Raw genomic sequence first — 13424 nt, 5'->3', positions numbered from 1 at the left:
TGTAATCCATATCGGTTTCGATATTACTTTCCTACGCTGGCACGAATAATGTTTAATGCAGCTCCGGCTTTAAACCATTCAATTTGTTGAGCATTGTAAGTATGTGCTACTTCAAAACTTTCGGTAGTGCCATCTTGGTGTTTTAATTGCACGGTAAGGTTTTTACCGGGAGCAAAAGCAGTTAAACCAAGTATTGCCACTTCGTCATTTTCCTGAATTTTGTTGTAGTCTTCTTTATTTACAAAGGTTAGCGCTAACATACCTTGTTTTTTAAGGTTTGTTTCGTGGATACGTGCAAATGATTTTACCAATACGGCACGAACGCCTAAGAAGCGTGGTTCCATTGCAGCATGTTCGCGGCTAGAGCCTTCACCATAGTTTTCATCGCCAACCACAATTGATCCAATGCCTGCCGCTTTGTATGCACGCTGCACTTTAGGTACCTCAGCATATTCACCAGTAAGTTGATTTTTAACGCTGTTGGGTTTCTCATTAAAGAAATTGATAGCGCCAATGAGTAAGTTATTGCTAATGTTATCTAAGTGTCCACGATATTTTAACCAAGGTCCGGCCATAGAAATATGGTCTGTAGTGCATTTTCCTTTGGCTTTAATCAAGAGTTTCAATCCGGTTAAATCGCTGCCTTCCCATGCTTTAAACGGCTCTAGCAATTGCAAGCGATCGCTGCTTGGATTTACCACTACTTGTACGTTGCTACCATCTTCTGCCGGAGCTATGTAACCAGCATCTTCTACTGCAAATCCTTTTGTTGGCAATTCATCGCCTGTTGGTGGATCTAGCTTTACGGTTTCACCTTTTTCGTTTACCAAAGTATCGGTAAGTGGATTAAAGGTTAAGCTACCCGCAATTGCCAATGCAGTAGTTAATTCCGGAGAGGCAACAAATGCAAAGGTATTTGGGTTGCCATCTTGGCGCGCAGCAAAGTTTCTATTAAAAGAGTGTACAATGGTATTTTTCTCTTTTTTATCGGCTCCGGCACGTGCCCACATACCAATACAAGGGCCGCAAGCATTTGCATAAACCTCTGCGCCTATTTTATTGAAAGTTTCAATAAAACCATCGCGCTCAATGGTATAGCGAATTTGCTCTGAACCTGGTGTAATGCTAAACTCAGCTTTTGCTTTCAAATCTTTTTCTGCTACTTGCTTAGCCAATGAAACTGCACGTGAAATATCTTCGTACGAAGAGTTGGTACAACTTCCGATTAAGCCCACTTTTACTTCGGTTGGCCAACCGTTTGCGGCTGCTACTTCTTTCATTTTTGAAACCGGTGTAGCTAAGTCTGGTGTAAATGGTCCGTTTATATGCGGCTCTAATTCATTTAGGTTAATTTCAATTACTTCATCAAAATACTTTTCAGGTTGTGCATATACTTCTGCATCGCCAGTTAAATGTTCTTTTACGGCATCTGCTGCTGCTGCCACATCGGCACGTCCTGTTGCTACTAAATAGCGGCTCATGCTTTCATCGTAACCAAAGGTAGAAGTCGTTGCACCAATTTCGGCACCCATGTTGCAGATAGTTCCTTTTCCTGTGCAACTCATAGCCACAGCGCCTTCGCCAAAGTATTCTACTACGGATCCTGTGCCACCTTTTACGGTAAGAATGCCTGCAACTTTAAGAATTACATCTTTAGCAGATGCCCATCCGCTTAACTTTCCTGTAAGTTTTACGCCAATGAGTTTAGGCATTTTTAGTTCCCATGCCAAGCCTGCCATTACATCGCAAGCATCGGCACCGCCAACACCAATGGCAATCATTCCTAAGCCACCTGCATTTACGGTATGGCTATCGGTTCCTATCATCATACCACCCGGGAAAGCATAATTTTCTAATACAATTTGGTGAATAATACCTGCACCCGGTTTCCAAAAACCAATACCGTATTTATTTGAAACTGAAGCTAAAAAATCATACACTTCTTTATTACCGGAAACTGCGGCAGAAAGGTCTGTTTTAGAACCATCTTTGGCGGTAATAAGGTGGTCGCAATGCACGGTTGAAGGCACGGCTACTTTTGGGCGACCGGCTTGCATAAATTGCAATAACGCCATTTGTGCCGTTGCATCTTGCATGGCAACGCGATCCGGAGCAAAATCTACATAGCTCTTTCCGCGTTGAAATTCTTCAAGCCCTTGCGATTGGTGCAAGTGCGCGTAAAGAATTTTTTCGGTAAGTGTTAAAGGACGGTTGAGCAGTTTGCGAGCTGCTTCTACGCGCGAAGGAAAATTTGCATATACCTTCTTAATCATTTCAATGTCGAATGCCATTTTACTATTTAAGATTTTTAGTTACAATGAAAAATTGAGCCGCAAATGTAGTAGGTTTTAGAATAAGAAAAATATCATTTAGCGAATTTTCGCTGCTAAGTGCAAGTTTATATTCATTCTAAAAAAGGAATGTGCAAATTCCATAAAACAAAAAAGCCGGCTCTACTGAACCGGCTTCCTCTGTAAATTTAAAAAGCGCTTACTTTACAATTGAAATTGCTCTTACTGCAGTTGCAGTTGCAGCTTCAATTTTAACCAAGTAGCTACCGGCAGGCAAGTTAGCACCGTTGATAGCAATGGTTTCGTTTCCATTCACCACTTTTGTAATGGAAGGCAATACTACACCGCCCAAAGTATTCATTACTGTAATGGTTGCTTTTTCGTTTTCTAATCCGGCAACGCTTACATATACTTGACCATTAGATGGATTTGGATAAACATTCAATGCTTGGTTAAAGATAACTTCGTTGATACCAACGGTAACTTCAAAACAGATAGTAGTATCGTCTGAACCAAATGAATTGCTCACGGTTAATTTAATACACTTTTGGCCGCTTGAAGTATAAGTTACTACCGGGTTTTTAGCATAAGAAGTTGCCGGAGAAGCTCCCACACCAAAATTCCAAGTCCAAGATGTTGGAGTGTAATCTGATTTATCTTCTAAGGTTAAACGCTTTCCGTTACCTACTACCACTTCAGCTTTTTTGATAAAGTTGGCAATAGGATCTCTACCTACAACTACAGTTCTGTATGCAGTATCGGCATTTCCTGAGTTATCTGTAGCGATATAAGTAACTACGTAAGAGCCGGTTGTGTTAGGATCTACGTTTCCAGATACTACCGGAGCAACCGTTCCATCTACACAATCGAAAGCGGTAGCGCCTTGTTCATTGTAAGTAGAATTAAGCAATACTACTACAGTATCGTTTCCATTTAAGGTAATAATTGGAGGAAGGCTATCGCCTAACACTACTGTAAACTCTGCATCGGTAAATTGCAAATCGTTGATATAATGGAAGCGAGCAGGGTTAGTTCCATATTTGCTATTAAAATTAGATTGATTGTAATCTACTTCAGAAAGCACTGTTGGAATTTTGTAGGTAGTACCGCTTTGAATTACTTGTGGAGAAACTGCAGGGAACATAGCCCCACCTAACGAACCAACTTTGTTTCCACCAAAGCGAGCATCGCCATCGGTAAAGTTTTTGGTAGCAGTAAGTTTTTGAGAAGCTACATCTAAGCCTCTACCAAACAAGTTTGGAGAAATATTTTTTAAGAAATTATCAGTTGGGTCTGGGTTTTCACCTTGTACCACATCTGTATCTAACCAAGTAAAGAATATTTTGTTTCCATCTGTTGAACGAGACGTGTTGATACGAGATTCCAATGTAATGGCAGCACCACCCGGTTCATCCAAGAATGTAGCACCAGGAATACCTGAAATAACTTCTTCAACAAAAATTGCTTTCCATTCGCAACCTGTTCCGGCATTGGCATCAAAAGTTACATCATACAATCCGATTCCACCATTTGGGTAGTAGCTGTAAGCACTGGTATCGCCAGCTTGGTCTGTAACAGCAGCACTTAATGCTAAGGTAGCATAGTGTGGGTTTCCAAGACCATCTACAATTAAATCGCTGGTATTGATAGTGGTAGCTACTTTAGACAAATCAGGATTCAAATCGAATTGAATTTGTTGCAAAGAAGTTAGATCCACATAAATTGGAGCGCCCCAAGTGTTTCCACCATCGGTAGTTTTATAGAATACCGGATCGTAAGTATATTTTCCATCGTCTAAGAAATCGCCTTTTAATGCAATCCAACCTGTTTGTCCATCCGGGCTAAATGCAATATCAAAATCGGAAATTAAGGTGTTGTAAACTCCGGAACCATCCACATCTACTACTCTTGCGTGGTGTGCCATGCTGGTAGTAGTCCAATCAATATTGCGTGTAGTTGGATTCCAAACACCTTTCATAATCAATAATGAATCGCGGTAGTTGATTGTTCCGCCAGTGTTTACATCTGTTTCTACTCTAAAGTTTAAACCTAAGTTCCAAAACACACCATTTGCACTCATTTTAAATCCTTCAGAAACGCCTACAAATCCACCATTTACTAAATCTGCAGACTCAGTGAAAGTAGTAGCATTAGCGTCTAAGCGACCTACACCGCGAAATTCGCCATCCCACTCATCGTTAGTACCGCTTCCACCATTATAGTCGAGCCAAGTACCTGTGTATGCTAAATATGCGCTATCGGCCACTAAAGTTCCGTTAGGTCTAAAAATAGCTCCTTGAGGGAAACGACCAGATGGTACGCCTACATAAGTACCTGATGGATTTAATGGACCATTATCCGTTGTCCATGTAGCACCATTATCTTTTGAAACATCAAATACAAACTGACCCTTGTTTTTTGCACCGGTAGCGTTTAAACCGCGGTGTACAAACACCACTGAGCTAACAGAATCATCGGCATATAAAGGCTTAGTACCCTCGTTTAGTACCGTGTATAAATTTCCGGCAGCACCAATTTGCACCGCATTAACTGCTCGTCCTGCAGCACCTTTTCCGGTGGGAGCAGTTGGAGCAACTAAGCGAGGAGAGTGGTTATTGAATGGAACTCCATCGCGTGAATAATTTTTTTCGAGAACGCTAAGGTCCTTTTTAATGGCTCGCAAGTCTTGTGCATCCATTGATGATGCTACGGCCACAAGCGCCAACGGCAGTAAAAGTTTCTTCATTTTGTAAAGAGAAGTTTGTTTTTAAAATTACAAGGAAACGAAAATAGTATTTTTGGTAAAACGCTAAAAAGAGATTGTTAATTATTGCCCCTCCGGAGTGTTACTTTTACTTAAAAACGGTGTTTTTAACTTTTCAAGTTCTGCTATCCACTCTTTAACTGCAGCGGGGGCGTTCCCTCCTTTTATTTCAATTTTCTTTTCCTTTCCACCTGTATTGATTGTTAATATAACCGATGGAATATCTTGTGGCACCGGCACTCCCACAGGGTAAAATTCCTTACAAGTATCTAGCGCTAAGGTTTCATACTTTTTCTTTAATGCCTTCTGCTCGGCAGCGGCAATTACGGCTTCCTGTTTACCTAATGGCGTGGTGTGCACCAATCCATTGTACACCACCTTCTTTGCGTACACTTCTATGGTGTAAGATGGGCAAGTGCCAAAACAAGCTGTCCTAAACAGGGTAAATATCGGCTTCTCATTACCTGCTTGCACAGTTGCTGTTTTGCATTGCTGCAATCCAATAAACGAGAGCAATAACAAAGTGAAAAACCTAACCATAATTATTTTCTTTTTTGATTCTGTGCTGCTTGCTTCTGCATTTCCTCTAATTTCTTCTGAAATGCAGATTTAGGCTTAGGATTCTTCTTGTTTTCTTCAATTTGGCGATGAAGTTTTTCTTCGTCAATAAAGAACTTTTGAATTACCCATTGCTGCCCCATTCCAATAACGTTTTGCAACAAGTAATAGTACGTTAATGCCGCAGGGAAGCTATTAAATAAAAACATCAGCATTACCGGCATAATATATGGCAGGTACTGCATACCCGGCTGCTGCTGCCCCATTTGGTTTACATTCTTATTCATTACTGCCTGAAATATGGAAGTAATGGTCATGAGTACGGTAAACAAACTGATGTGCTGGCCGATAAGTGGCAATGCGCTGCTAAACGTAACAATAGCATCGTAGGAACTCAAATCTGTAGCCCACAAAAATGGCTGCTGACGTAACTCTATAGAGGCCGGGAAGAAATAATACATTGCCATAAGGATGGGCATTTGCAATAACATTGGCAGGCAACCGCCAAACGGACTTACGCCAGCACGCTGATACAACTTCATTTGTTCTTGCCCCAAGCGTGTTTGGTCATCGCCATATTTTTCGCGCAATTCTGTTAGCTCCGGCTGTAGTAGTTTCATAGAAGCAGCACTCTTATACGACTTATAGGTGAGCGGATGCAGCACCACCTTTAAAAATATGGTCATAATAAGGATAATTATACCATAGTTTAATCCGGTTGAATCAAAAATACCGAATACCCAAATAATGAATTTGGTAATATATTTTATCCAAGCAAACAGGAAGAAATCGGGACCTAACTTTAATATCTCCTGAAACTCAAATCCAATGGCAGAAAGGGTTTCGTAATAGTTTGGCCCTGCATAAATGCTGAAGGCATACTGTACATTATCGGCACTTTTAAACGGAATGGTAAAATTGGCGTTGTACTTTTTTACGTATCCGGTTTCTTCGTTCACATGTGCAGTTTTAAGCACTGCGCTTTTAAACTCTCCTTTGGCACTAATAATGGTAGTATTAAAAAACTGTTGCTTAAACGAAATCCACTCTAGTGGCGTACTAATATTTTGCTCTTCGTTCCCATCGTCTTTTAAGTGATTTACATCGCTGCCTTTATGGCGAAAATACACAGCAGAGTAGCGTCTTTCGGTTGGCAAATCTTTTTCTAATGAAGGCAGTGTGCTATTCCATGTTCCGCTAATAAAGGTGTTGTTTGCGGCAATAACATCCTTTAGATTATTGAGTGCAAAATGATAATCTATTAAGTAATCGTTTCCTTTTAAAGTAAAACGCTGCTCCACATAACCTGCACCTGCCTTAGCTCTTAAAGCAAATGTTTTCTCTTCGGCTCCTTTAATGGCAAAAGCCTCTCCGGTAGGTTCAAAATACAAATCGGCCGTATTTACAATTTGGTTATTGCCTGTTGCAAACTGATATGAGAACTGAGTGTTTTTTTCATTAAAAAGTACCAAAGGCTTTCCATTCCAAGTTTTGTACTTCTTCAGTTCAATGCTTTCAATAAAACCACCCTTGGTATTAAAGGTTATTTTTTGCACTTCGTTTTCTATGGTAATTTTCTTGCTTTCGCCTGTGGCAGATAAAGCAAAAGCGCCAAAGGCACTTTCTTTTTGTGCCAGTACCGCAGAATCGGTTAGCACTTCACCTGCGGGAGTATTGGTAGTCGTAATAGACTGCACCGGCTGAGCCGCAGTTTTTAATTGCTCTTTACTTTGAATTTGGGCTGTTTTTGATTTTTCAGCTTCCTTATTCTCATTTCTCTTTTTGCCCGTATAAACAAAAAAAGCCATCAACAGCACTCCAATTAGAAGTGTTCCGATGAGTGTATTACGATTTTCCATTTCCGGTTTGCAGACGTTTAAGCTCTGTTTCTATTTTCCCAAACGGGAGCGCGAAGATAGATTTTTCGGAAAATTGAACGCAGAGTTTTGCTTTCTTATGTTGAAAACAACTACCAATGGGGATTCCACACTATATCTCTTTCAAAAAAAATTTCTGCCCAAGGGCAACTTGAGCAAAAAGATGACCATTGTCTTCTTAATGGCTATTTTGCATCGCAGGTGTAACCCGCAGCAACGTATGCATCTATTGTTTTTTGAAAAGTAACCTTATCGCCTTCAAAGTTATTGCGGCAAATTTCTTTTACATCGGTTACGGCTTTAGTACTCAAATCGCACCGATAGCATTTATTACAAGCCGAAACGCTTAACAACACAACCGCAAATAACAAGTAGATAACTTTCATTTCTATAAATTTAATAGGCAAACAATTCCCCGGTAAAAGTTCCCGAGTTTATTTTCGCGGTAAAACTAAAAATTGAATTGCAAAAAGCAATTTCGATATTAAAACTAATTTCGTTCCGTGGAATGGCTTACAATATTTATTATCCTATTTCTTATTGCCTTTTTTTCGGGCATTGAAATTGCATTTGTTTCGGCAAACAAGTTACGCATTGAGTTATTGAAAGAAAAGGGCGATACCGCAGCCGCCATTATGGCACGCTTTAACCGCGAGCCTGCAAAATTTATCAGCACACTGCTTATTGGCCTCAACATTGGATTGGTAGCGTTTGGCAGTGTGGCAGCCGACATTTTTAATCCCGAAAATTTCAGCATACTGCCGCAAGGCGAAATTGCACTTATGATAACACAAACACTCATTACCACATTTATAGTATTGGTGTTTGGCGAACTTATTCCCAAAATTCTTTTCCGTGTAAATTCCGACTCCACCTTACTATTTTTCGCCTATCCGGTATATGCTGTATATGTGGTATTGAAACCACTTACCAATTTGTTCCATTGGCTATCGCGAAAAATTATAGGTACATTTTTAGACAACCAGCACAGCGAAGGTAAAACCGAATTCACCGAAGAGGACTTAGAATACTTAGTAAAAGAAAGTGCTGCCGGTGAAGAAAAAGAAGCCGATGAAACCGATGAACTCAACAGCGAAATGTTTGAAAAAGCACTCTACCTTCGCGAAGTAAAAGTGCGTAACTGCATGGTGCCCCGCACCGAAATTGCCGCAGTGGAATTAGAAGCCGGCATAGAAGGTGTTCGCAAAAAAATTATTGAATCCAAGCACTCCAGAATTTTTGTTTTTGATGGTGTAATAGACAAGATTTTGGGCTACGTGCACCATTTCGACCTGCTTAAACAATCTGCCGATTTAAAAAGCATTTTGTGGCAACCATTGGTAGTACCCGCAACTATGAACGCCCGCGATTTGCTTACAGCCTTTACCAAACAAAAAAAGAATATCGCCTGGGTAGTAGATGAATATGGCGGCACTGCAGGCATAGTTACACTCGAAGATGTAATCGAAGAAATATTTGGCGAAATTGAAGACGAACACGACAACGAAAACTTTACCGAAAAACAAGTAAACGAACACACTTTCATATTTTCGGCACGGTTAGAAGTAGATTATCTTAATGAAGAATATGCACTCAACCTACCCGAAGGCGAATACGAAACCTTAGGTGGCTACATTGTGCAGGCGTACGAAAATATCCCCGAGCAGGGCGAAGAATTTCAACTTGAAAACTTCGGCATTAAAATTCTAAAAGCCACCAACCGCAGAATAGATTTGGTAGAACTCAGCAAAATTTCTGCTGCAGAAAAAATAGAAACAAACTAAACATCAACACCTTGGTAAAAATATTTTTTAACAAAAGGTTTCCTTATTACCGAGTTTAGTTATTTATTCGCCCAAAATAAATCTCTTAGTATGAAATACGGCATAAAGAACATCTTAATGGCGGCTTTTTGCGGCTTGGCACTAACTGTAACCGCACAAAATAAAGACCTCGACAAAGGCAAGGAAATAGTAACCAAAGCAATGGCAGAAAAAGACAATGCTAAACGCGGAGAACTAATTACAAAAGCCCGCCAATTACTTATGAAAGGCGGATTAAAATCGCCCGAAATCGCAGAGCTTTTAGGCAATGCTTATTTAGAAAAGAAAGATTTTACCAATGCCGCCAATTCATTTGGCGCAGCCAGCAAAGAAGCCCGCAAGGTTGGTTTCAAGAAATTGGCATACCTACAATTAGAAGACGCTTTTACTGCAGCCGATGCCAAAACCGAAACCAAAACCCTCCGCGCTGCTATGAGTTTTTTCACCAAAGCCGATGCCTTTAAAGAAGGTGCCCGCGCAGCAGGCGATAAATACTACGACAAAGGCAATACCGATAAAGCATTGGAATACTACCTGCAAGCCGAAGCAAAAGATAAAATAGAAAAAGTAGCTTCTGACTACAAAGCTAAAGGCGAAGACATTAAAGCTGCTGAAACCTACCTGCAAGTAAAGAACGAAGCAGGCTACCAAGCAGCTGGCGATATTTACTTCAGTAAAAAGAACTACGAAAAAGCATTTGATGCATACTACACAGGCAACATCACTTCCGGCTTGAAAAAATATGCCGATGAATTAGCATCGCAAGGAAAAGCCGAAGAGGCGCAACAAATGTATGTAAAGGTAGCAGAAGCCTATATCAATAAAGACGACAAAGCCACTGTAATTAAAATGGCAGAAGAGCAAGTAAAGAAAAGCAACTTCTCACTAGCAGCTACTTTCTTCGACAAAGCAGGCGAAGATGTAAAAGCCAGCAAATACAATGCTTACATGAAATTGATGAGCTTTGAATTTGATGAGGCAAAAACTATGCTAGAAGCCAACGGAGAAGCATCTTTAGCCAAAGCCGTTACCGCCAACATGAAGTTTTTAACGCCACTTGCCAACTGTGGCTTCAACTTAGATGAAATGAAAAGAGGTGAGCCAAAAGTTGATGTTGAAACTGATGAAAACGGCAACAAAGTACCTTTAAAGGCTGATGTAAAAGCATTAGAAGATTACTACAAAAACGTAAAAGGAACTATTACCGATGAGTTGTATAAAGTAAGTTCATACGTTACTAAAATTACCGACCCTGAATTAAAAAACCTTATGCGCTTGCGCTTTTTACGCTTTAAAGCTGCCGGCAGTATCTTAAATCCAGAAACTATGGGTATAAAGTTGCAAAAGCCACAAGTGTCTTTTAAAGATGCTATGCTTTAATATAGTTAATACTACTTACTATACAATTAAAAAGGGCTATCAAAATTGATAGCCCTTTTTAATTGTTGATAGAAACAAACCTCTTATCTCAATTGCTGCTTCAGCTCCTTCAACATTTGTTTGGTATGCAATGCAAAATCGCCATTCATCATCCAGCTGTAATAGCCCGGGTCTTGCCTTAACACTTCTTCTACGCTTTTACCTTTATATTTTCCAAAATTGAAAACGGGCTTCCCATTTTCATAAATAAATCTTCTGCCGCTGTCTATAAAACGCTCATCGTTGCTAAGTTGGTGCAACTGAATTACATCGTTGGGCAAATCGCTATAACGCTGCAATTGCCCCAGCAAAACTTCGTAAGTGGCACGCGTATCGGCCTCTGCACTATGAGCATTCTCCAATGCTTTACCGCAATAAAATCTATAGGCACTTTCAAGGTTTCGTTTCTCGAACTGCACATAAATTTTATGAACATCTACCAAACTTCTATTATCAATACTAAACGATAGACCCGCTCTAATAAATTCTTCCATAATAAGTGGCAAATCGAATTTGTTACTATTAAAACCTGCGAGATCGGCATCGTTCATTAAATCAAAAATTTCGGTTGCTTTCTCTTGAAAAAACGGAGCCGTTATTACATCTTCATCGTAAATACCGTGTACCATACTTGCTTCGTGCGGAATAGGCATTCCGGGATTAAAGCGATAGTTGTATGTATGTTCGGTTCCATCCGGCAATACTTTTATTAAGCACAAATCTACAATGCGATCTTTCACCACATCTACTCCGGTGCTTTCAATATCAAAAAAAACGATGGGCTTCTTCAAGTTCAGCTTTACGGAAGAAAATAAATTAGCGTTGCTCATACTTTGTATTTGTGAAGTGCAATAATGTTTCTTTTTATTCATCAATGCCGAAAGTGTTTGTGGATAACGTGTTTCGCTGCGTACAAGAATAACTTCATTTTTAAATTACAAATTACTGTATGCAATTTACAATTCTAGACTGGGCAGTGGTGGCGTTTTTCTTTATAGTAACCATTGTAATTGGGTTGCGATTTTCAAAAGATGCCGGCAAAAGTTTAAGCGATTTCTTTTTGGGTGGAAGAAAATTATCGTGGTGGATTGCGGGCACCAGTATGGTAGCAACTACCTTTGCTGCCGATACACCACTTTTAGTAGCAGGCATTGTTGGCAACAATGGTATTTCGGGGAACTGGCTGTGGTGGAATATGCTTTTGGGCGGCATGCTCACTACATTCTTTTTTGCAAAACTCTGGCGCAGAAGCGGTGTGCTTACCGAGCCTGAGCTTATAGAGTTGCGCTATGGTGGAAAACCTGCTGCTTTCTTGCGCGGTTTTAAAGCAGTGTATTTAGGATTGTTTATGAACGTTATCATTATCGGCTGGGTAAACCTCGCCATGATGAAAATATTGCAAGGCATTTTTGGAATAACCGAAACTGCTTCGCTGGGTTATGTGGCAATTGCAATGGCATTTGTGGCGCTATACTCTGCCGTAAGCGGACTAATGGGCGTGGCCATTACAGATGCCATTCAGTTTGTGGTGGCTATGCTTGGTTGTATTGTGCTGGCAATTATGGTAGTAAACAGCGAGCAAGTTGGCGGTATAGAAAACTTAAAACGCCAACTACCCGATGGCAGTTTAAACTTTTTTCCCAGCTTGGGTGAACACGATAATAAGAGTGCCGTACTTACAATTGGCGTTGGGGCTTTTTTTGCAAGAATTGGAGTGCAATGGTGGAGTAGCTGGTATCCGGGAGCCGAGCCTGGCGGAGGCGGCTATGTAGCACAAAGAATGATGAGCTGCCGCAGCGAAAAAGATGCTATTGGAGCTACACTATTCTTTCAAATTGCACATTATGCGTTGCGCCCTTGGCCTTGGATTCTAGTGGGATTAAGCGCATTGGTTGTGTATCCGCAACTTGCCGCAAACGAGAAAGAACTAGGCTTTGTTTATGCCATGCGCGACTTTCTTCCTCCCGGTTTAAAAGGTTTACTATTAGCTGCTTTTTTTGCCGCATACATGAGCACTATTTCAACTCAATTAAACTGGGGAGCCGGCTACTTAATAAACGATTTGTACAAACGTTTTATATCGCCCTGGGCAGAAGAGCAGCAATTGGTAAAAGCCTCGCGTATTGCCACCATACTGCTAATGATTTTAGGAATTGGTGTTACCACGCAATTAAAAACAATTGAAAATGCGTGGAGTTTCGTAATTGAATGTGGTGCAGGTTTAGGCTTGGTTCTTATTCTTCGTTGGTATTGGTGGCGTATAAATGCATGGAGTGAAATTGTGGCCACAGTTGCGCCCTTTATTGGTTATGGCAGTGCTTTACTACTTGGCATGGAGTTTCCACAAAGTTTTTTCTTAACCGTTGGTTTTACTACTGTGGCTTGGCTCGTTGCTACTTTTGCAACCAAGCCTGAAAAGGAACTTACGCTGCGCACTTTTTATGAGCGAGTACAACCCACTGGCTTCTGGGGCATCCTTTCAAAAAGCGGGAAGAATAATTACAACAACTTCCGACTGCTTATCAGCTGGATTAGCGCCACTATATTGGTTTATGCTATTTTAATGTTGTTTGGGAAACTTATTTTACACGAATGGAAAGAAGCCGCCTACCTAAGTATAGCGGCCATTACAAGTTTGTTGGTATTGCTAAAGTATTTTCAACACGAAACAGTAAAAGAACCTTAGCACTTG

At 40.5% G+C, this 13424-nt stretch carries 9 protein-coding genes; 3 read left to right on the top strand and 6 right to left on the bottom strand.

From position 1 onward, the window contains the following. Positions 1-23: 23 nt before the first annotated feature. The 5 genes from KF872_02215 to KF872_02195 all read right to left on the bottom strand — a co-directional run bounded on the left by KF872_02215 (position 24) and on the right by KF872_02195 (position 7876). Positions 24-2291, bottom strand: coding sequence for an aconitate hydratase (locus tag KF872_02215; GenBank protein ID MBX2902343.1), 2268 nt, complete (start codon positions 2289-2291; stop codon positions 24-26). 199 nt (positions 2292-2490) lie between these two features. After that, the gene (locus KF872_02210) at positions 2491-5037 is read right to left on the bottom strand and encodes a DUF5011 domain-containing protein (GenBank protein MBX2902342.1); all 2547 of its coding nucleotides are present in this window, start codon (positions 5035-5037) and stop codon (positions 2491-2493) included. A gap of 81 nt (positions 5038-5118) precedes the next feature. Continuing rightward, positions 5119-5595: a hypothetical protein gene (locus tag KF872_02205; protein MBX2902341.1), complete on the bottom strand. Its 477-nt coding sequence runs from the start codon at positions 5593-5595 to the stop codon at positions 5119-5121. Positions 5596-5597: 2 nt separating this feature from the next. Next, complete coding sequence (gene yidC, locus KF872_02200; GenBank protein MBX2902340.1) at positions 5598-7472, bottom strand: membrane protein insertase YidC; 1875 nt, start codon at positions 7470-7472, stop codon at positions 5598-5600. 203 nt (positions 7473-7675) lie between these two features. Beyond that, positions 7676-7876 (bottom strand): hypothetical protein, encoded by a 201-nt coding sequence (locus KF872_02195; protein ID MBX2902339.1) that lies wholly within the window; start codon positions 7874-7876, stop codon positions 7676-7678. A gap of 117 nt (positions 7877-7993) precedes the next feature. Here KF872_02195 and KF872_02190 point away from each other — a divergent pair, with 117 nt between their 5' ends. Next, complete coding sequence (locus tag KF872_02190; GenBank protein ID MBX2902338.1) at positions 7994-9274, top strand: HlyC/CorC family transporter; 1281 nt, start codon at positions 7994-7996, stop codon at positions 9272-9274. A 90-nt stretch (positions 9275-9364) separates the two neighbouring features. After that, entirely contained in the window at positions 9365-10693 is a 1329-nt protein-coding gene (locus KF872_02185) for a hypothetical protein (protein ID MBX2902337.1), read from the top strand. Positions 10694-10776: 83 nt separating this feature from the next. On the opposite strand, the gene KF872_02180 is transcribed toward KF872_02185, so the two are convergent. Continuing rightward, positions 10777-11562 carry a 3'-5' exonuclease gene (locus tag KF872_02180; GenBank protein ID MBX2902336.1) on the bottom strand — a complete coding sequence of 262 codons (786 nt, stop codon included), beginning with the start codon at positions 11560-11562 and terminating at the stop codon, positions 10777-10779. 119 nt (positions 11563-11681) lie between these two features. On the opposite strand from KF872_02180, the gene KF872_02175 reads away from it, so the two are divergent. After that, positions 11682-13418, top strand: coding sequence for a Na+:solute symporter (locus KF872_02175; GenBank protein ID MBX2902335.1), 1737 nt, complete (start codon positions 11682-11684; stop codon positions 13416-13418). The last annotated feature ends 6 nt before the right edge of the window (positions 13419-13424 follow it).

It is taken from the genome of Chitinophagales bacterium, from assembly GCA_019638515.1.
In the GTDB taxonomy this organism is placed as follows: Bacteria; Bacteroidota; Bacteroidia; order Chitinophagales; family LD1; genus UBA7692.
The sequence above is the reverse complement of the archived record's forward strand: the minus strand, read 5'-3'. Positions and strand labels throughout refer to the sequence as shown.

Bases quoted from the DNA above. Each gene is read 5' to 3' on its own strand.
- KF872_02215 (MBX2902343.1), bottom strand. From the start codon at position 2,291: ATGGCATTCGACATTGAAATGATTAAGAAGGTATATGCAAATTTTCCT.
- KF872_02210 (MBX2902342.1), bottom strand. From the start codon at position 5,037: ATGAAGAAACTTTTACTGCCGTTGGCGCTTGTGGCCGTAGCATCATCA.
- KF872_02205 (MBX2902341.1), bottom strand. From the start codon at position 5,595: ATGGTTAGGTTTTTCACTTTGTTATTGCTCTCGTTTATTGGATTGCAG.
- yidC (MBX2902340.1), bottom strand. From the start codon at position 7,472: ATGGAAAATCGTAATACACTCATCGGAACACTTCTAATTGGAGTGCTG.
- KF872_02195 (MBX2902339.1), bottom strand. From the start codon at position 7,876: ATGAAAGTTATCTACTTGTTATTTGCGGTTGTGTTGTTAAGCGTTTCG.
- KF872_02185 (MBX2902337.1), top strand. From the start codon at position 9,365: ATGAAATACGGCATAAAGAACATCTTAATGGCGGCTTTTTGCGGCTTG.
- KF872_02180 (MBX2902336.1), bottom strand. From the start codon at position 11,562: ATGAGCAACGCTAATTTATTTTCTTCCGTAAAGCTGAACTTGAAGAAG.
- KF872_02175 (MBX2902335.1), top strand. From the start codon at position 11,682: ATGCAATTTACAATTCTAGACTGGGCAGTGGTGGCGTTTTTCTTTATA.